22 protein-coding genes are annotated in these 18373 nt (G+C 41.4%); 9 read left to right on the top strand and 13 right to left on the bottom strand.

The window, feature by feature from the left end; translation table 11 throughout:
- Position 1: 1 nt before the first annotated feature.
- Positions 2 to 802, top strand: a complete 801-nt coding sequence (locus NW213_RS10385) for a YqiA/YcfP family alpha/beta fold hydrolase (RefSeq protein ID WP_258322713.1) — start codon at positions 2 to 4, stop codon at positions 800 to 802.
- 97 nt (positions 803 to 899) lie between these two features.
- Here NW213_RS10385 and NW213_RS10390 read toward each other — a convergent pair whose 3' ends face one another.
- Positions 900 to 1427: a hypothetical protein gene (locus NW213_RS10390; RefSeq protein WP_232509266.1), complete on the bottom strand. Its 528-nt coding sequence runs from the start codon at positions 1425 to 1427 to the stop codon at positions 900 to 902.
- A gap of 40 nt (positions 1428 to 1467) precedes the next feature.
- A complete protein-coding gene (locus NW213_RS10395; protein ID WP_258322714.1) occupies positions 1468 to 2097 on the bottom strand; it encodes a DUF2958 domain-containing protein in 630 nt (209 codons plus the stop codon).
- Between the two features lie 132 nt (positions 2098 to 2229).
- On the opposite strand from NW213_RS10395, the gene NW213_RS10400 reads away from it, so the two are divergent.
- Positions 2230 to 3723: a DNA methylase gene (locus NW213_RS10400; RefSeq protein ID WP_004312127.1), complete on the top strand. Its 1494-nt coding sequence runs from the start codon at positions 2230 to 2232 to the stop codon at positions 3721 to 3723.
- Complete coding sequence (locus NW213_RS10405; RefSeq protein WP_018668641.1) at positions 3716 to 4132, top strand: hypothetical protein; 417 nt, start codon at positions 3716 to 3718, stop codon at positions 4130 to 4132. The genes NW213_RS10400 and NW213_RS10405 overlap by 8 nt, the downstream gene beginning before the upstream one ends.
- A gap of 279 nt (positions 4133 to 4411) precedes the next feature.
- Here NW213_RS10405 and NW213_RS10410 read toward each other — a convergent pair whose 3' ends face one another.
- The 3 genes from NW213_RS10410 to NW213_RS10420 form a co-directional block, all read right to left on the bottom strand.
- Positions 4412 to 4900 (bottom strand): SLOG family protein, encoded by a 489-nt coding sequence (locus NW213_RS10410; RefSeq protein ID WP_004312125.1) that lies wholly within the window; start codon positions 4898 to 4900, stop codon positions 4412 to 4414.
- A 5-nt stretch (positions 4901 to 4905) separates the two neighbouring features.
- The gene (locus tag NW213_RS10415) at positions 4906 to 5487 is read right to left on the bottom strand and encodes a hypothetical protein (RefSeq protein ID WP_004312124.1); all 582 of its coding nucleotides are present in this window, start codon (positions 5485 to 5487) and stop codon (positions 4906 to 4908) included.
- A gap of 477 nt (positions 5488 to 5964) precedes the next feature.
- Positions 5965 to 6177, bottom strand: a complete 213-nt coding sequence (locus NW213_RS10420; RefSeq protein ID WP_237967204.1) for a hypothetical protein — start codon at positions 6175 to 6177, stop codon at positions 5965 to 5967.
- On the opposite strand from NW213_RS10420, the gene NW213_RS10425 reads away from it, so the two are divergent.
- Entirely contained in the window at positions 6176 to 6436 is a 261-nt protein-coding gene (locus NW213_RS10425) for a hypothetical protein (protein WP_258322715.1), read from the top strand. The two genes, NW213_RS10420 and NW213_RS10425, sit on opposite strands and share 2 nt — an antisense overlap.
- Before the next feature lie 311 nt (positions 6437 to 6747).
- On the opposite strand, the gene NW213_RS10430 is transcribed toward NW213_RS10425, so the two are convergent.
- The 8 genes from NW213_RS10430 to NW213_RS10465 all read right to left on the bottom strand — a co-directional run bounded on the left by NW213_RS10430 (position 6748) and on the right by NW213_RS10465 (position 11694).
- Positions 6748 to 7380: a hypothetical protein gene (locus NW213_RS10430; protein WP_004309326.1), complete on the bottom strand. Its 633-nt coding sequence runs from the start codon at positions 7378 to 7380 to the stop codon at positions 6748 to 6750.
- Between the two features lie 550 nt (positions 7381 to 7930).
- Positions 7931 to 8443 carry a hypothetical protein gene (locus tag NW213_RS10435; RefSeq protein WP_309148292.1) on the bottom strand — a complete coding sequence of 171 codons (513 nt, stop codon included), beginning with the start codon at positions 8441 to 8443 and terminating at the stop codon, positions 7931 to 7933.
- A 116-nt stretch (positions 8444 to 8559) separates the two neighbouring features.
- Positions 8560 to 8907, bottom strand: coding sequence for a hypothetical protein (locus NW213_RS10440; RefSeq protein ID WP_004309324.1), 348 nt, complete (start codon positions 8905 to 8907; stop codon positions 8560 to 8562).
- Between the two features lie 5 nt (positions 8908 to 8912).
- On the bottom strand, positions 8913 to 9665 hold the full coding sequence (locus tag NW213_RS10445) for a ParA family protein (RefSeq protein ID WP_258322717.1): 753 nt from the start codon (positions 9663 to 9665) through the stop codon (positions 8913 to 8915).
- A gap of 160 nt (positions 9666 to 9825) precedes the next feature.
- Positions 9826 to 9993: a ribonuclease P gene (locus NW213_RS10450; RefSeq protein ID WP_100069973.1), complete on the bottom strand. Its 168-nt coding sequence runs from the start codon at positions 9991 to 9993 to the stop codon at positions 9826 to 9828.
- 55 nt (positions 9994 to 10048) lie between these two features.
- Positions 10049 to 10636 carry a hypothetical protein gene (locus NW213_RS10455; protein WP_005826889.1) on the bottom strand — a complete coding sequence of 196 codons (588 nt, stop codon included), beginning with the start codon at positions 10634 to 10636 and terminating at the stop codon, positions 10049 to 10051.
- Positions 10637 to 10655: 19 nt separating this feature from the next.
- Complete coding sequence (locus tag NW213_RS10460) at positions 10656 to 11006, bottom strand: hypothetical protein (protein WP_009275648.1); 351 nt, start codon at positions 11004 to 11006, stop codon at positions 10656 to 10658.
- Positions 11007 to 11316: 310 nt separating this feature from the next.
- Complete coding sequence (locus NW213_RS10465; protein WP_004309321.1) at positions 11317 to 11694, bottom strand: single-stranded DNA-binding protein; 378 nt, start codon at positions 11692 to 11694, stop codon at positions 11317 to 11319.
- A 181-nt stretch (positions 11695 to 11875) separates the two neighbouring features.
- Between NW213_RS10465 and NW213_RS10470 the strand changes: the two genes are divergently transcribed.
- The 5 genes from NW213_RS10470 to NW213_RS10490 all read left to right on the top strand — a co-directional run bounded on the left by NW213_RS10470 (position 11876) and on the right by NW213_RS10490 (position 18181).
- On the top strand, positions 11876 to 12094 hold the full coding sequence (locus tag NW213_RS10470; RefSeq protein ID WP_258322718.1) for a hypothetical protein: 219 nt from the start codon (positions 11876 to 11878) through the stop codon (positions 12092 to 12094).
- A 765-nt stretch (positions 12095 to 12859) separates the two neighbouring features.
- Positions 12860 to 13669 carry a DUF6577 family protein gene (locus tag NW213_RS10475; protein WP_004310962.1) on the top strand — a complete coding sequence of 270 codons (810 nt, stop codon included), beginning with the start codon at positions 12860 to 12862 and terminating at the stop codon, positions 13667 to 13669.
- On the top strand, positions 13659 to 14732 hold the full coding sequence (locus NW213_RS10480) for a nucleotidyl transferase AbiEii/AbiGii toxin family protein (protein WP_005826901.1): 1074 nt from the start codon (positions 13659 to 13661) through the stop codon (positions 14730 to 14732). The genes NW213_RS10475 and NW213_RS10480 overlap by 11 nt, the downstream gene beginning before the upstream one ends.
- Before the next feature lie 1338 nt (positions 14733 to 16070).
- Positions 16071 to 16982: a helix-turn-helix domain-containing protein gene (locus NW213_RS10485; protein WP_258322719.1), complete on the top strand. Its 912-nt coding sequence runs from the start codon at positions 16071 to 16073 to the stop codon at positions 16980 to 16982.
- Between the two features lie 92 nt (positions 16983 to 17074).
- Positions 17075 to 18181 (top strand): site-specific integrase, encoded by a 1107-nt coding sequence (locus NW213_RS10490; protein ID WP_258322720.1) that lies wholly within the window; start codon positions 17075 to 17077, stop codon positions 18179 to 18181.
- Positions 18182 to 18373 lie beyond the last annotated feature (192 nt).

Raw genomic sequence — 18373 nt, forward strand, 5'->3', positions numbered from 1 at the left:
AATGAAAAAGATACTTTTCCTTCACGGATTCTTTGCCACAGGAAGTTGTCCGATGGCAGTTGCTCTGAAAGAAGCATTTGAAAATCATGCCTCCTTCTTAACGCCAGACCTTCCGCTTCATCCCAAGGAGGCATTAAAACAGGTACGCTCAATCATTGAACAGGAATCGCCCGACCTGCTGCTGGGTAACAGCTGCGGATCTTTTCTTGCGCAGATGCTCGCCCCGATAGTCGGCATCCCGGCATTGCTTGGCAATCCGCACTTTGAGATGACGAAATTCTTGAAAGAAAGAATCGGTGAGCATCAGTACAAAGCCCCACGCAAGGACGGCAATCAGACGTTTATCATAGATGAAGCTTTAATCGAAGAGTTTGCCAAACTCGAAAAGATTCAGTTTGACTGCTGTAATCCGTATTACAGAGACCGTGTCTGGGGACTATTCGGCGAACAGGACAGACTGGCTCACTATGAGCCCATGTTCCTGGAGCATTACAACAATTCCCATCATTTCCCGGGTGCGCATACTCCCACAGAACAGGAAGTGAAGACCTGGTATGCGCCCTTGGCCATGAAGATGCTGATGGAGTTTCCTAAAAAAGAAGAAAGATATTTCCGTCATTTCAAGGGTGGTACCTATAAATATATCCATTCCGCTTTTGACAGTGAAACTCAGGAGCGGATGGTTGTATATCAGGCTCTCTATGGAGAGAAATCTTATTGGGTCAGACCGGAAAAGATGTTTTTCGAGACTATAGAAAGGGACGGAAGACGCTTTTCAAGGTTTACGGAAATAGACATCTGAGTGTTTAAGGTTTATCCGCATAGCAGCTATAACCGTAAGACTGCAACGAGTAAAGGAACAGAAGACCATCCCTGTGGCTCCTGTTCCTTTGTTCTTATCACTCAATTTCCGACGTAATGAAATCAATGTGACCGGCAAATATATCATCGGCATCAATCTCATGTTCATTGCCCCGGTCGTTTTTCTCATCTCCTATGATGGTTATTCTTCCATCATTGCTAACCCTCACTGCAAGGATTACCACATCACAAGGCTCATCATAGTCATACGCTGCCACTATCGGGCAATCACCCTCAAAGTGCCATTCATAGCCATCGGCAACCTTCTCACCATATTGGCGAATTGCAGAAACGAGCTCTTCCTGTTCGCGATGCTTTACCTCCTGCACGCTATCATAGATTGAAAAATTCTTCAACCTGGTATCCCTTTGTTCATGTACCTCCTTGCCATTCTCTTCATCTATGCCAAATTCATGAAACTGCACCGGAACATAATCTGCAGGAACTGCCATCCATGAAATGTTATTCAAGGAGTAGTCGTGCTCTACAAGGAAAAGTTCAACGTCCTCTCCAACCATATTCTCCGGAACGTTCAAAACATCGATGCGGACATTTGCGCAATCCACAACAATAATCTTCATAGCTGTCCAATTTTTAAGTTATACATTAGTTTTCATCATAAAGTCTTGACAAGAAAGACTGAAGTTCTTTATCCTTTACCTCTCTGAGGGCACAAGATTTGAAACTCATATCCTGTTCTATCTTCAATAAGCCGAGTCCGTACTTACTCGCATCATAAGTGACATCGGCCATTTCAGATGCTGACATGTAGCCGTACTCTGTTTCATGTAGACCGACCACTATACCATATAGGGTGAAGTCATCTCCTTCGGGCTGTCCTTCCATAATATACCAACGGATATTGCCAAGGTGAAACACTGCGATGCAAAGCGCATCCTTTCCTTTTGCGTCCTGTGAATACAGGGGATAATCACTCAGAGCCTCTCTCAGTTCTGGAGTTACCAGACGATTGTTGAATTTTGTTACTGTCATAATATCTGAATTATTTATTTCCCTTTTGTTACAGCCTTTCAGCTGTGTGTCGGGAAGATTTTTCTGCATCAGAAGTTTGGAGAAGGCAAATAAGGCAAGAATGGCATGAAGAATACTCTTTAAGTGCCTGTCACTTAAAGGAAGATTGTTCACAAGACACGTCTTGCAGTTTGACAGATCCAAGATAACTTCGCTGAAAAATTTTCCTCTGACACGACAGCGGATGTGCTTAAAGGCAGACATATAACAGGTGAAAATCAGTCCGGGACTGCATGTAAGAGTGAGATATGGGCTGTATATAACTGATAAGCAATAACAATATTAAGGAATTTTTGGAGGATTCTCGTTATCTTTGTATCGTTTTCCGGAAATATAATGAGTACAGAGCCATTACGACAATATATAGCCATAGATCTGAAATCATTCTATGCTTCAGTAGAATGTGTTGAACGGGGATTGGATCCGCTCGACACATGCCTTGTCGTGGCTGATGCTTCACGAACGGAAAAGACCATCTGCCTGGCTGTTTCGCCGGCATTAAAGAAGTATGGTACCGGAGGCCGTCCTCGCTTATTCGAGGTGATTGAGAAAGTACGTGTGGCAAACAGGCAGCGAGGTAACAGTGGAAAATCCTACTCGAAGAAGGAGCTGGACAGCAATAAAAGTCTGGCCATAGACTATGTGGTGGCTCCTCCCCACATGGCTCACTACATAGAATACAGTACAAGAATCTACGACATCTACCTGAAATATATAAGTCCGGATGACATCCACGTGTATTCCATCGACGAGGTCTTCATCGATGCTACCACCTATCTCGCGACTTACAGGATGACTGCTCATGAGCTGGCAATGAAGATGATCCGTCATGTCCTTTCGGATACAGGCATTACAGCTACAGCAGGAATCGGTACCAACATGTATCTGTGCAAGGTAGCCATGGATATTGTGGCCAAGAAGATGCCACCCGATGAAAACGGTGTACGCATTGCCGAACTTGACGAAATGACTTATCGCAAATTGCTTTGGGAACACACTCCTCTCACAGATTTCTGGCGTGTAGGCAAAGGTATTGCCAACCGGCTTGCCCAGTACAATATCCTGACGATGGGTGATGTAGCCAGATGCTCTATAGAACATGAAGGATTCCTGTACCAGATGTTTGGAGTCAATGCTGAACTGCTTATTGACCATGCCTGGGGATGGGAACCAGTTACCATGGAATATGTGAAAGCCTATAAGCCTGAAAGCAAATCATTGAGTTCCGGACAGGTTCTCCAGTCGGCTTACACTACGGATATGGCCCGTAATGTGATACTTGAAATGGCCGACAGTGTGTCGCTCGACCTTGTGGACAAGAGGCTGCTCACTGACCAGTTGGTGCTTACCGTCGGATACGACATTGAATCATTGACCAACCCTTCAATAAGGGAGAAGTACCATGGTAAGATTACAACCGACCATTACGGCAGACAGGTGCCGGTCAATGCTCATGGCACCATCAATATCGAGGAGCCGACTTCTGCAGGCAGTATCATCTCCGAAAAAGTGGCTGAACTGTACGGCCGCATAGTGAATCCTGTCCTACTCGTGCGCCGTCTTAACCTGTCGGTGAATCACCTCGTACATGAGGAGCAGTATAAAAAGCAACCTAAAATCGTCCAACTCGATCTTTTTACTGATTTCGAAGAGTCAGAAAGACAGCGGAAAGCTGACCTGGAAAAAGCTGAGAAGGAACGCAGACGTCAGGAAGCTATCCTGAGTATAAAGAAGAAGTTTGGGAAGAATGCCATCCTGAAGGGCATCAATTATGCCGATGGAGCAACCCAGAAAGAACGTAACCAACAGATTGGAGGGCACCATGAGTAAATATGACGACATAATCAATCTGCCACATCATGTCTCAAAGAACAGGACACCCATGTCCATGGAGAACCGTGCCGCCCAGTTTGCCCCGTTTGCCGCTCTCACAGGACATGATGAAGCGTTAGCCGAAACAGCAAGGCTGACTACTCCCAAGAAGCTCCTTTCTGATGATGAGATGGCAAGTCTTACAAGAGAACTCGCCCGCGTCATTGAACAGGTGCCGGAACAGGAAGAATACACTTTCGTGTATTTCGTACCTGATACTCAAAAAGATGGAGGCAAATACGTGTCAATAACAGGCACAGCCAAGAAATACGAAGAGGTGACAAGAGCACTCACGTTATCGGACGGAAGAGTGCTTCTGATTGACAATATTCTGTCTATCAGAAGACTTGATACTCCGGAGTTTTAACAGGTTATACCAAAGTCTCGTTCACCAAAATACGCAAAGACCCGGCAAGGATAAAAACCTATCCTTGCAATGAAAGCGTGATTGTCCTGTAGAAGCTGACGGCAAGACCGCTCCTACTCACCTGTACTTGACTTATATATCAGGATTGCTATCTGTCTCTTCTGAAATCGTTCCGTTCATCTCCATTCCACCATACTTCCAAAATGTAGAAGAAAAAACGGAACACGAAAAAGACAATAATAGTATCAAAAAGTTCATTCATACTCGTTCCATTTAAAATCAATACACATTAATAATCGGGATGCCCCTCGCTCGTGCCTTTTTAACGGTGTAGTATGTTCCCCCTTTCTCACGGCCATCATAATAGGCAATGAGATATGAAGCATTCTCAACCATAAACTTGTCCCGGTCAAGGAAGCACCTCGGATAATAGTAGTCACTGAGCACAATTACCTTATCAGCCAGTTCAAGCAACCGTCTATAAACTCTTTTATCATAAATATTATATCTCTCTGCCTGGCCTTCAAACGGTATGGCTGCAGTCAGAGATATTCCGGGCAAATCACACTTCAGCGATTGTACCAACTGTGCTGCCATCAGATCTATTCCCAAAGCAAATCCGGAAATGAAATTCCTGATGCCATGGTCATAGGCTTCGGATATTGCTGAGGTAAGGCGTTCCTGAATAAATTCCCTTTGGGAAAAGTCATAGAACCGATGTCCTGTAAAAGCAGCTGAGACTGTCCTGTCAAATTTCAAATCATTCATAATTGTCATTTTAGTACGTATTTATAGCTTGTTTTGGCAAGGAAGATGCCGTTGGTCACATGAGCTCCGGCCTGTTCTAATTGGGAGACATAGGCATTAAAGGATGCACCCGTTGTGACTACATCATCCCAAATGCAGACCTCCTTGTTCTTGAAGAAATCAGCATCAATCTCAATGTTGTTCTGCTCATTTATCCGTTTGGCACGCTCTTCCTTTTTTATCTTTGTTCCATGGACTGCAGTACGTTCACCGATGACACTCACATGAGAGAACCCGTCAATGGCTCCGGAAAACTTGCATACAAGCTCGGAAAAATGTCTGTTTCTCATTTCGTTACGTTCCGGACTACTTGCAGGGATGCACGAGAATACCACATTGCATATCTTACGGCCAAACTTCTTTACAAGGAACTTTGCCACGCATTTGGCCACCTCCAGGTGGTTGCGGCCATCCTTGTAGTCATAGACAATCTGACGGTCAAAAACTGCGTCCATTCCTATGTTCTTGATGCGTGAAGGAAAATATCGCAAGAAACTAATCAGTTCCTTGTCTTCCTGACCTTTGATGTAAACATTCACTGTGTTCATACTGCACTCTGATTTTGTTTCCCTTTTGTTAAGTCCTTTCGGACTGTGATCGGGAAGTTTTTTCTGTTTTACAAAGTGCAGACAAACCAATACAGCAAGTCTTCAGTGGACAATACTCTTTTCAAGGAAAAGGAAGATTGTTTACTAAGAACGACTTGCCAATTTGGTGATGGATGCAACAACTTTGCAGAAAAAAGTTCGCTGAATCACAAGTAGGAATGAAGACACAATGGTTAAAATACTAGTATATAGGAACTTTATAACTGAATACAATCCTTATAACTGTCGGGTGGGAAATGTCTCGCATCGCCAACAGCAAGTACGGCATCAAGGAGCTCTCCACTATCTTTGATAGCGGAATGCTCTTACCGTACCTTTGACAGAGGGGTGTTCTGGATATAGTCGATTCACTCGACCATGGACAGAATACCTCTATGGCAAACTGTTAGCGAATGCGGACATTGGTGTGGGCGAAGATTACAAGAAAAAGAAAACTCTAAGATTATAAAAGGGAAGCGTCAGCTTATAAAGAAGTAAGAGCATAGCATTACAACTGTCGGGTGGGAAATGTCCTGCAACGCCAACAGCAAGTACGGCATGAGAGAGCTCTCCACTATCTTTGATAGCGGAATGCTCCTGCTGTACCTTTGACAGAGGGATGTTCTGGATATAGTCGATCCACTCGACCATGGACAGAATATCTCTATGGCAAACTGTTAGCGGATGCGGACATTGGTGTGGGCGAAGATTAAAGGAAAAAGAAAACTCTAAGATTATAAAGTTTAAGGCAAGTGTTAGCTGGTGGAGTGGTAAGAGCATAGCATTACAACTGTCGGGTGGGAAATGTCCTGCAACGCCAACAGCAAGTACGGCATTAAGGAGCTCTCCACTATCTTTGATAGCGGAATGCTCCTGCCGTACTTTTGACAGAGGGATGTTCTGGCTATAGTCGATCCACTCGACCATGGACAGAATATCTCTATGGCAAACTGTTTGCGAATGCGGACATTGGCGTGGGCGAAGAGTAAAAAAAGTTCTACAAATAACGTTACAGATTCAAACATATATCAGAACTGACTACGTCTTATAAACAGGAATTTTGGCTATGGAATAACAACCAACGACTTTTCAAGGAATATATTCACTACTTTCCAACCTGGAATGTAAGTATTAAAAGAGGTAATCAACCGTCAGCATACTCGATCTTCAAACAGTCCACATCGGGGCTTCCCGATATGGTCTGTTTGAATTATAACTATATCAGTCTATGTCATAACCTATCACACAATCATCATTGATAAGCAGATAATAATAACCGTTACCACAATTTCGGTATTCCTTGCTGAATCCGGCTATCATATCACCATTCTCTTTCGGTTCACACCAAAGTGTCCCGTCATAACCGCAAAAGTCAAACCTATAGCTTGAATACTTCTCTTTCTTTTTGAAGGCTTCCCTGAAGCATGCCATCACCATGTAGCCGCAATACTTCTCGATGGTGCTCAATCTGATACATTTTCCGTCAATACCTGTTCCTGTGGTTATATGGTTCTCGTAAAGGGATTTTGTCAAATCCGCACCTGCAATCCTGCGCAACCAATCATTTGTATGTGTGGCAAGTCTGGCAAGTTTCTGGTATTTGAGAATCATCTTCTTTTCTGCCTCTTCTTCATTTTCAGTGGTCGGATAATAGACTTTCTCAATGCTTGACCAGGCATTGAAAACATAACCTCGTTTGCGTTTACCTTTTGCAATAATGCCAATCACTCCCTCTCCGTCACTGCGGTTAATGAACAACTTTCTACGTTCTCCACTAATTCTGACATACAATGATGTGGGGTTCTTTTCGTTGCGAAGATACTCTTCTGCCGGATGAATCTTTTGTACTTCCATATCTATAAGTATTAAAATTAATCATTTCCCTTTTGTGAAATCATGACAATTTCAAAGGGCTTCAAATTTTCACGCTCCCGATACTGTGAGACATGGAAGATAAGACAAGTAAATGGCTGTAGATTTGTATGGAATACCCAAATCTCTGATTTGCGGAAGGTTGCCATACCAATCTGAGACACATTAGAGAATCGGTACTTGGCGTTCGGACATTCACAGTAATTTTGCGGTGAAAATCTGACAAGCCGTGAATTGTCAGCATACAAAAAGCTTATGAAATATGCTTTAATCAATTACAAGAAGGCGAATTTAGATTCAACTATAAAGGGTTTATTTCATTTGTCTATCAATGATTTAGAGAATTATCTTTCATTCATCCAATGTCCACATGTATTCATGTCCACACGTTTACATATATACACCTATACAAGTGGACTTATATACATGTTTACATATAACCATGTATTCACGTCCATATGAATACATGTATACAAAAAGCCACCACCAAATCATAAGACTTGATGATGGCTCAAAGCTATATAAGACAATATCAATTGACGTAGGCGTAATTTACGTTGAAATAGGTGTCAGAAACCTTTGCAGTCGTAATGACCATTGACCTGTCTGAGTTCGTGAAACAGTATTCAAGTGTTGCCTCGTTCGCCGGAACAATCAGAGAATAATGTTCCTTCAAATAGTCGATAACCAGACGGCTATTAGCTATCAGCTCTGTATCTATTACCGAATACAATTCCCCATTTGAAGCATAAAAGCTATATAGGATACCCTCATTACCGTTGCCGGTTTTGTAAGTGAGTTGAATAGAACCAGCTATTGTTGCCTCCGATACAAGACCATATCGCTTCATTGAAAACTCCATATAGTTCTTGACCTCGTCTATGGTTGAACTTTCAACATGATAAGGCTCCGTCCATACTTTCAACTCCGGCTGAAGCTCTTCAACATCATCCAAAAAGTTGTCTTTGCCACAAGAAGTTAATACCAATGGTACTGCCATTAGGAATACTACAATGGCAAATGAGAAGTATTTATTCATATTCATAATTTTTGATTGTTATTGACTTGAATATATCTGTGTATTCACGTGTACGTGTAAACATGTATATATTGCTACACGTACACATACCTATACGTACACATGGCTACGTGTATACACGTTTACATTACATCATTGATGCTTTTGGACTTGACTTTCCGAGCCTTGCCATGCTTCGCCTCGTATGCCTCGATGCCCTGTTTCATCACATACTCCATAAAGGCACGTATAGTGAAACCCTCCTTGTAAGCTATTGCCTGTACCTTATCTACAAGTTCCCTGGAGCAGATAAAGGAGAAATGCCGCCAGGAATTGTCCAGTTGCTCTTTACGTTCTGCCTTGACTGACCGTTTTTCCTGTTTCGGAATTGGCTTGGTCTCGGGTGTTTGTTCTACTGTTTTATTGTCAGGGCTGATAGCAGCACTGCCCAAAATATTGCCAAGCAGAATGTCCATATTGTTTTTTGCCATAGTTGTTATTGGTTACGTGAAAGAATTTCCTCCGTAAGTGCAAGATAATCCTTTGCACCGTTGGAATTTAAATCATACTCGAATATACTTTTGCCACTACCGGCTGATTCAGCCAAGGCGATATTCTCACGGATGCGGGTATTCATGGTGATACTTTCGTAACGCTCCTTTACAGCCTGTTCCACTACCTTGTTCAGTTTACGATGATTGAATCTGGCGATGAACACACCTCCCAGGCGAAGCGACGGTTTGACACGTTGCAAGGTGGTGACAAATGCGTCAAGCATCCTCATGCCTTTCAAAGGAAGCAGCTCCGGTGTCATCGGTACGATGATCCCATCAGCCGCGATAAAGGCATTGGTAGTGACAATACCAAGAGAAGGCGGACAGTCAATCAGGATATAGTCATAGTCTTTCCTGAGCGGTTCAAGCAGACGGCTGAGCAGTTGCTCTCTTGCCAACAGATTGGTCAGAGCTATTTCCGCACTTGCCATTTCAAGGGAAGAAGGGACAAGGTCAAGATTCTCCCGGATATGTTTTACAGGCAAAGGAACACCGTTTACCAATGAATCAAAAATGCTCGTCTCAATTTCATCCTCATTAGGTATGAAATACAGTGTCAGGTTTGCCTGTCCGTCAAGGTCTATAAGCAGGACTTTCTTGCCTTTCATTGCCATACAAGCCCCGATAGAGGCGGTTGAAGTTGTCTTTGATACGCCACCTTTATGGTTGGCGAAAGTGATGATTTTCTGTGCCATACTATTTGTTTTTATGTTTATATGTTTCAATGTGTTCTTGTATTCCTGTTTACACGTGTACTTGTCCACATGTATCAATGTATACAAAGGTAAATGTATGATATACAAACACCTACCAATGTCTCCTAACAGTTGAAAACAGTCAGGGAAAGTATCAGGGTCATAATAATATGACTTCATCTTTGCTCACTAATCGTTGTGCTCCGCTGATTAACCGTACAAGAAGTTGTTCGTTATACACTGCCACAATTATTCCATGGCTACAGCCCCTGCATGGGGTTATAAGTTCGCAAGATGCTCCAATCAGTTCTGCGCTGTACCTGTCCATATTATCTTGTTTTTATGCAAGGACACGAGACTTGCCTCATGTCCTTGCGGGTATGTTATTCGAATGTAAAAGGGTGGATGTAGAAATAGGTCTCTTCGCTTTCGTATTCATAGCTATTGATAAAATCCACCATTTCTTTTTCACTGCGGTCTCCCTGTCCAATACCGGTCTTTGATGTCCATTCAGCTATGGCATCCTCAATGGTGTCAAAAACATCCTCACATGCATCCTCGAAAGGTTCGCCGTATGAACTCACACAACATTCTTCGGGAAAGAAATCCCCCTCGTCATGGGTATAGAACAAATCACATCCACTTTCGCAACATCTGTATGAAATACTCAGTTCATCATTCAATATCCGGTTTATTTCAAAGAAGAGTTCGTTACAGGCATCCCATGCGGTTTCTGTCTCAAATGAAAGAAGGAAATAATCATTCTCTTCGTCTTCTTCATATTCAGCCCAATAGATATGTCCTCTAACACTGATTTGCTTTTTCTCATAGTCAATGCCGTAATGCTCGGCAAGCTTGAACAGCCTTATATCCTTACTATCCACTTCCATGTCCTGAAAGGTAGTCCACAGGTTATTTACTGCTTCACGTGTCCCAGTGACCTTATAGGTCGTTGTTGCTAAATTTGCCATATCATTGAATTTTAAAAGATTACCACTCCGTATAATAACTCTGGTCGTTGTTCTCGCATTCCTCAGCCCATTCTTCATCGGTGAAGTCACTGTGCAGACATTCATCACTGCAATAGTAGGCTACTCCCATGTCAGCACAATACCCGGCACGCATCAGTCTGCCACACTCTGAACATCTTCTGCAAGCCCTGTCTGTGTCCCACCAGAAGTCAGTGAAAGACTCGGCTATGACATCCTCACTGGTGTTCTCGTCCCACTTGTCAAGGTAGAACTCTGCAAACTTGTTCAACTCCGGCTCTATGTAGAGCATCTTTTCAGTACCGCCAACAGCCTTGGTCAGTCGGCTCAGGATTGATTGGATTGTCGTCATAATATCATCTGTTTTTTTTCTTCCCTCTCGTAGATAAACTACTTCGGGAACACATATAAATTTTGTTGCACCAAGAAGGTGTCGGGGCTGTCTCTGCAAGGTTTTGCTCCAAAATACTACCCGCAGGTGTGGAGATTTTGCGGCAAAGCGAAGCCCTGACCTTGCTGATGACAAGACCGGACAATTACCTTCGCAACGGAATTTATGCCAGTTCCCCGAAGTCGGTGTATGAGGAACGAATCTCGGCAAAGAGAAGTATAAGCATAAAAAAAGCGACCCGAAGGCCGCTCTATTGGAGAGAAGAAAGGATTTACTTGCCCTTCTTGGAGTTCTTCTCCTGAGCTGCTGGAGTTTCCTCCTTTTCAACAGCTTCATAGAACCTGGTGGCTACAAATGCCACTCTGTTGCGCTTGACACCGTCGGCATCCTGCCACTCCTCCGGCTTGAAATAGCCTTCAACCGTGAGGAGTGCTCCTTTGACAAGGCGGTCAAAGGATGTAGTATTCTCATTCTTGCGCCATGTCTCGACGTTTATGAAAGCGGAAGTGCGGGTTGTTTCCTCGCCTGATTTCTCAGTGCGGCTGATTGCCAAAGGGAAACGTGCAACGCTTGCGGTTGAGAACTGATGGATGCTTGCATCCTTACCTACAAAACCAGAAACTACGAAAGAATTTTCCATTTTCTTCATAACATTGAAATTTTAGAAGTGAAACATTTATTTTTTATGTTGCCATCAAAGTTGGCAAGGATAGCAATCAGGCAAGTAATTACCGAATTATTTCACCGTCAGGCAGGAAAAGTTTTCCGAAAAGCTGCAGCTGGAAAAGTTTTTGAAAAAATTCAGGGAATAAGGTTCTGGTACTTGCAGTATGCGGCTTGCACTAACTTCGCAACAGGAAAAAGTAAGTGTCACGGCTTCGTCCAAAATGAGATGTGAAGGGAATGGCCTGATATTCTTGTGTCTGGTCATGGTAAAGAATGCTGTTCTCATAGTCAGACTCGACAGGTTTCACAGATCCATGGCAAGCAATCCGGACATAGTGAAAGCGATAACTCCCAAACTTCACCATGAACCCAGCATAGCATAGCAAGAGAAATACGAAACTCCGCACTCTGCATAAAAAGGTCTGAACACGGAAGCTATTCAAGAGGATGGAAGCCAGAGGTGAAGCACAACAAGGCTGATGCCACTCATGTGAGTGATGAAAAGGTGCAAAATCAGCAAGGAGAAAAAGAAAGTCAATGCCTATCAGTCAAAGAGCGGACTTCTGTCCTACTCTGGCTTACTGCAAGTTTAAAGTTTAGATTTACCCATGTATATATACATGTATTTTAAACTTTGGTTACAAACCTGAACAGGTTTATAAAAAGACTGACGAACAATTCATTGCGAATAGAAATATCATATGAGAAAGAAAATGGGAACTACATTTTCTCCTTACTGAAGCACCGACAGACAATGCACAACCATGTAAATATTCTCATAAAGTAGTTAACAGCCCGGATAAAAGAATTTGATAATATAAAGTCGGCAATAAATCGGTTTTATTGCCGACTTTATATTATCCTAGCAGAACAATGGAATCATTTTACAAAGAGTAAACGTAAATGGTAAGACAATGTTTTATGGTGTGATTTCAGATTGTTGATCGAGAAATATTTACCTCTTCATATTAGGAAACAGTCAAGCAGATAGGTGTAGTTTCGTTAATAAGAGATTCTACTTAATTTCTTAGTCATTTGCGGGATACTTTTAATACTATGCTTTTACAACACAAGAAAAATACCTCATATATTACATAATATGATGAATTCATAATGGTGTTACTTAATATAGAAAAACACACTAAAGAATGATTAATTGCTCAGAACTTATATATAAAGTCGGCAATAAAGTTGGTTTGTTGCCGACTTTATATTATATTTGCACTGCAATGAGTATTGACGAGAAATATAGTATTAAACAGAGCATATTGAATTATGCTCGTACTTACGGACGGATTGAAGTGCCTCAATTAGTATCAGTATTGGGGATAAAGACCAATACCGCCCGCCAGTATCTCTGTACCTTAACCAAAGAGAACAAGATAGCCCGTACAGGAAATGGTGAATACATGCTTACAGATAAACAGGTGTTCTCATTTGCTCCAACAGAAACACTGAGAAAACTATATGTCGGATTGAAAGAGAAATTGCCATTCACCGATTTCTGCATCTACGATGGCAGCATCTTCACCACACTACAACATCACGTCTCTGTGAACCATGCTATTTATGTCGAGACCAACCGGGATGCTGTAGATTCTGTTTTTTCTCTGTTGAAGGATTCAGACATGCCCGTTTATAAGCAACCGACAGCAAAGTTCATGTACGACTACGTAAACATGCATGAACCATGCATCATTGTAAAGATATTTGTCACTGAATCTCCAGTAAATAAGGTTGATGGGATGGTTACTCCTACCATCGAAAAGCTACTCGTAGATATACAGAAAGACGAAGACTTTGATTATATGCAGGGCACGGAAATCACTTATATGTATCAGACCGCCTTTGATTTGTACACAGTCAATACTCCCAAAATGCTCCGATATGCAAAACGTAGAGGAGCATACGATAGTACTTATTCATTAATAGAACAATCACAAAAATATGATAAATAAAGAATGCTTTACAGCAAGATGGATTGAAGAAAAATCCAAGGAGCTAAACTATCCGGACAAAAATATCATTGAAAAGGTCATCCATGCCTTTTCATTGCTGGACATGTTGGCGGCTTCAGGTTGCCCATTTCATTTCAAAGGTGGAAGCAGTCTGATGCTTCTTTTAAAAGAACAAAGACACAGGCTGTCTATAGATATTGATATAATATGTCCTCCAGGTACTGAAATAGAAGAGTATCTGCAATCATACAAAGACTATGGCTTTATTGACTATAAGCCGATAGAAAGAATTCAGCGTGGAACAGACATACCAAAATCGCATTCCAAATTCTTTTATCAAGTGGCTTTCCTTGATGGCATAGACCGAAAAGAAACCATCCTGCTGGACGTTCTAAATGAAGACTGTCACTACAACGAAGTCGTGACTTTACCTGTAGAAAGCCGTTTTATAAAGACAGAAGGTGAACTGAATTATGTAAAAGTACCATCCATTGGAGATATTCTCGGAGACAAGCTTACGGCGTATGCACCCAATACAACAGGTATTCCATATATCAAAAATGGTAAGGATGCCAGCATGGAGATCATCAAACAGCTATATGATATAGCCAGACTGTTCGAGAAGACAGAGGTCCTTGAAACAACGACAAAATCGTTTGTACAAATTGCAGAAGTTGAACTCTCATACAGGCATTTGCCAAACAATCCAAAACTCATTTTCGATGATATCAGACAGACTTCGCTGTGTCTGGCAACAAGGGGAAGTGAAGGAAACGGACAATTTGATGCACTACAACGTGGTATACAAAGGATCAAATCCTTCATGTTCAATGGCGGTTATTTCATTGACGATGCGATTAGAGACGCAGCACGCGCAGCCTATATCGCCACAATGATAGAGACGGGCAACACAATAATAGAAAAATACGACGGTAATCCTGCCACCATAGGCTCCCTGGATATAGCACCCACACTTCCTTCGCGACTGAATAAGCTGAAAAGGACTTCTCCTGAAGCCTATTACTATTGGGCAAAGACCAGCCATCTATTACAACAGTTGTAACTATAAACAGAAATACAATTTCAGCAAGGAGAAAAAGACCAATATAGCCCTCCATCAACCAGAACAGCATTCTGACTGATGGAGGGCTTTCTACAAGTTTAAAGTTTAGATTTACCCATGTATATATACATGTATCTTAAACTAAACTTACTTGACTGATTCAGCCATACAACAGGATAAGCCATTGAGTTTACAAGTTTAATAGAACTCATATATGTATATATGAATTGATAAACTTATTTATAAACTTCATCCCTAAGCAGAAAGTAAGTTCTTTATTCCTTTGCTGAAAAATCATGTAGCATAAATTTCTACCATATGCAGGATCAACATAACGTACATCTTTCTGAGAATCTGAAAACCTGTATATATGTGAATACCTTTTTCTCCTTGCTGAAATAATTGGCGACTAAATAAACACAGATGAGATATTGAGAAATATTTTCGATACATATTATGCGAAATAATTGATAATTACCTAATTTTGCAAAATATAGATGCATATTAGAGATAAATTCATTCGCATCTGTGTTATTAAATATTAAACTCTAATAAAATCACATCTAAATCAGGAAAGTGATGAAAAAATTGAAACTTATAAGAAAATCAGAACCGTTCATATTTCCAAATGGATAGAAACGTAAAATTTAATGGCTCAAATATGATTCAATTAGCTGTATCAAATTGAGCATCAGACTGTTTATATAACTGTGTGGGTAAGTAGCTGAATAAAGAAGATTCAACCAGCGATTACGCACTCAGATTGCAGGTCTACAATATAAAATACTGATAATCAATTATATAAGTTATTTTAGCTAGTAAGTGGAAGTAATGGCTCAAATACGAGCCAAATAGCCATTAATTATCTGACAATCAACTATATAACAAATGTGTATTGGTAAGTAACTTGTGAAAACAAAAGAAAGCAACATTTATATAATACATAATAAGCTGATTTACAACTATTTAAACTCTTATTTCCAACAATAAAATCATGGCTCAAATACTATTCCAATACAACCCAACTAACTGATATACAAATTACTAACATCTTTGCATCGGCAAGTAAATACTTGATTATCAAATAGTTAAATTGATTATAATCGATTAATATGGCGCTCTTTACGGGCGCCTTTTTTGTTGCTCAAGTATCGTTGATAATCGTTGCTAAGCCTTTTTACGCCATTTTTTGTACCTCCTGTGTACCTCACCACGAAAATCCGAGGATTATCGTTGGCAAGGTCGTGGAGAATGTTGACTATGGTTGACAATAGTTTACGATGGTTGACAAAAAACAGGAGAAATGAAGGAGAATTAACCCCTAAATATTAAGTAAAAATGGCAACTAGTAACTTTAGAATTAAAAAGATTTGTGAGTGGTGCGGTAAAGAATTCGAGGCTCAGAAAGTTTCTACAAGGTTCTGTTCACACAGGTGTGCAAATTTTGCCTATAAACGGGCCATACGCAAAAAACGAGTGCAGACAACAGAGTCACAAACTCAAGTTCAGAAAACTGAACGCATCATTGAAGACATTAAGGAGAAGGAATATCTGTCCTTTTCAGAAACAGGACGTCTGTTAGGTCTATCTCGCCAAGCTATCTATACCATGGTAAAGGCAGGTCACCTTAAAGCGTCTAAAATTAGCAGTAGGCTTTCATTTATCAGGAGGACTGATATTGATGCTATGCTTCAAAATAAGCCTTATCAATATCGAATGCCCAAAGATACAATCCCTATCACAGACTTCTATACCACCAATGAGATTAAAGAGAAATTCGGTGTCAAAGATTCCTGGATATTTCATATCGCTAAGGAACATAATATTCCACGAACCTTTCACCGTGGAAAAACCTATTGGAGCAAAAAGCATATTGATGATTACTTTGCAAAGAAAGCTCCCGATCCTGAAATCAAGGAATGGTACAGCACACAAGACATGCAGGAGAAGTTCGGCATGACGCTAACGGCCATTTATTCTTTTGTATCAAAGAATGCTATTCCCAAGAAGAAGGTTGGCATCATGGTGTACTACTCCAAAAAGCATGTGGATATTGCCAAAGGTCTCATAGCTCCAGAAGAGCCCAAATACTACACCATTGCCGAAGCGATGGAGCGATTCAATCTGACACGGGATCAACTCTACCATTATGTGAAATACCATAATATTCCCCGCATCAAGGTCGGTAAATATACCAAGATCCTGCGGGCAGAGCTAGACAAGTTCTTTGAGCCTCCAAAGATAGAATGAGCCGAAAGTTATTTTCCGGTGATAAATACCACCATTAGAACACCTATTTTATTTGCAACAAAAACAAGTATTAATCAAAAAACAATATAGCTATGACACTTACATGCACCAACGTAACTTTGAGACAAAAGCCATTGCGTAACGACCGCATATCTCTTTATCTGGATTATTATCCGGCCATACGCAATCCTTATACGATGAAGATGAGTCGCCGGGAATTCCTTGGTATCTACATCTATGCCAAGCCCAAGAACGAGCAGCAAAGAATGTTCAATCAGGACATGTTGAACAAAGCAGAGGCAATCCGCTGTATCCGTGTCCAGTCGCTTATCAATGAAGAATTCGGGTTCCTAGACAAGAACAAGCAAAAGGTAGATTTCCTTGCCTACTTCCGGACAAAGGCACGGGAAAAGTATGAGAAATGGGATTGTGTTTACAACCACTTCGAGAAATTTGTCGGCGGTAAATGTACATTCGGCGATGTTACCGTAGAACTGTGCGAGAAGTTCAGGGATTACCTGCTCAAATGCAAACAGATCAATCATCCCAATGCTTACATCTCACGCAATTCGGCAGCCGGTTATTATTCGACGTTCCGTACCTTATTGAAAATAGCCTATAAAGAAAAGATGTTGCGTGAGAACTTGAACGACTTTCTGGAAAAGATAGAATGGAAAGAGGTCAAGAAAGAGTATCTGACACTTGATGAAGTCAAGAAACTGGCCGCTACACCCTGCAAAATTCCAGTCTTGAAACAGGCCTCCCTGTTTGCCTGCATGACCGGTCTCCGTATCAGTGATATTCTGAAGCTGGACTGGCGTGATTTTGAGGTCGGCCCGGATCAGGGTTACTACATCCGTATCTGCACCGAGAAAACAGAAACCGAGGCCACCCTTCCCATCAGTCAGGAGGCACTGGAGTTGTGTGGCGAATGGGGCACCGGAAAAGTTTTCAAAGGCTTAACCCGCTCCATGACCCATCACCCCTTGAAACAATGGATTGCCGAAGCTGGAATCAGAAAACACATAACCTTCCACTGCTTTCGTCATTCATACGCAGTCATCCAAATCTCTTTAGGTACAGACATTTACACAGTGTCGAAGATGCTAACGCATAAGAATGTCACCACTACTCAAATCTATGCTGATTTGGTCAATTCCAAGAAGCGAGAGACGGCGAATAAGATTTCGTTGAAATAGTATAAAGTTCTGTAACGTAAGAAGAGTCTGACTAGGTTTTAACCCCATGTCGGACTCTTTTTTTATTCTATTGTGGCATAGATGGCATAGAAATAAGTACCATATCGAGGACAAATGCTGCCACTTTCTTGGATTTATAACATAGTATCTATGAAATGACATATATTTGCGCACAAACAATTAGCAAATATC

This window comes from Bacteroides sp. ET336 (assembly GCF_024733815.1).
Lineage (GTDB): Bacteria > Bacteroidota > Bacteroidia > Bacteroidales > Bacteroidaceae > Phocaeicola > Phocaeicola cellulolyticus.

Excerpts from the sequence above, each read along its gene's own strand:
- NW213_RS10425 (WP_258322715.1), top strand. The coding sequence starts at position 6,176 with ATGGACAGAATATCTCTATGGCAAACTGTTAGCGGATGCGGACATTGG.
- NW213_RS10410 (WP_004312125.1), bottom strand. The coding sequence starts at position 4,900 with ATGAATGATTTGAAATTTGACAGGACAGTCTCAGCTGCTTTTACAGGA.
- NW213_RS10405 (WP_018668641.1), top strand. The coding sequence starts at position 3,716 with ATGAGTAAATATGACGACATAATCAATCTGCCACATCATGTCTCAAAG.
- NW213_RS10415 (WP_004312124.1), bottom strand. The coding sequence starts at position 5,487 with ATGAACACAGTGAATGTTTACATCAAAGGTCAGGAAGACAAGGAACTG.
- NW213_RS10395 (WP_258322714.1), bottom strand. The coding sequence starts at position 2,097 with ATGTCTGCCTTTAAGCACATCCGCTGTCGTGTCAGAGGAAAATTTTTC.
- NW213_RS10485 (WP_258322719.1), top strand. The coding sequence starts at position 16,071 with ATGGCAACTAGTAACTTTAGAATTAAAAAGATTTGTGAGTGGTGCGGT.
- NW213_RS10490 (WP_258322720.1), top strand. The coding sequence starts at position 17,075 with ATGACACTTACATGCACCAACGTAACTTTGAGACAAAAGCCATTGCGT.
- NW213_RS10400 (WP_004312127.1), top strand. The coding sequence starts at position 2,230 with ATGAGTACAGAGCCATTACGACAATATATAGCCATAGATCTGAAATCA.
- NW213_RS10475 (WP_004310962.1), top strand. The coding sequence starts at position 12,860 with ATGATTAATTGCTCAGAACTTATATATAAAGTCGGCAATAAAGTTGGT.
- NW213_RS10480 (WP_005826901.1), top strand. The coding sequence starts at position 13,659 with ATGATAAATAAAGAATGCTTTACAGCAAGATGGATTGAAGAAAAATCC.
- NW213_RS10445 (WP_258322717.1), bottom strand. The coding sequence starts at position 9,665 with ATGGCACAGAAAATCATCACTTTCGCCAACCATAAAGGTGGCGTATCA.
- NW213_RS10440 (WP_004309324.1), bottom strand. The coding sequence starts at position 8,907 with ATGGCAAAAAACAATATGGACATTCTGCTTGGCAATATTTTGGGCAGT.
- NW213_RS10435 (WP_309148292.1), bottom strand. The coding sequence starts at position 8,443 with ATGAATATGAATAAATACTTCTCATTTGCCATTGTAGTATTCCTAATG.
- NW213_RS10450 (WP_100069973.1), bottom strand. The coding sequence starts at position 9,993 with ATGGACAGGTACAGCGCAGAACTGATTGGAGCATCTTGCGAACTTATA.
- NW213_RS10470 (WP_258322718.1), top strand. The coding sequence starts at position 11,876 with ATGCGGCTTGCACTAACTTCGCAACAGGAAAAAGTAAGTGTCACGGCT.
- NW213_RS10420 (WP_237967204.1), bottom strand. The coding sequence starts at position 6,177 with ATGGTCGAGTGGATCGACTATATCCAGAACATCCCTCTGTCAAAGGTA.
- NW213_RS10430 (WP_004309326.1), bottom strand. The coding sequence starts at position 7,380 with ATGGAAGTACAAAAGATTCATCCGGCAGAAGAGTATCTTCGCAACGAA.
- NW213_RS10385 (WP_258322713.1), top strand. The coding sequence starts at position 2 with ATGAAAAAGATACTTTTCCTTCACGGATTCTTTGCCACAGGAAGTTGT.
- NW213_RS10460 (WP_009275648.1), bottom strand. The coding sequence starts at position 11,006 with ATGACGACAATCCAATCAATCCTGAGCCGACTGACCAAGGCTGTTGGC.
- NW213_RS10455 (WP_005826889.1), bottom strand. The coding sequence starts at position 10,636 with ATGGCAAATTTAGCAACAACGACCTATAAGGTCACTGGGACACGTGAA.
- NW213_RS10465 (WP_004309321.1), bottom strand. The coding sequence starts at position 11,694 with ATGAAGAAAATGGAAAATTCTTTCGTAGTTTCTGGTTTTGTAGGTAAG.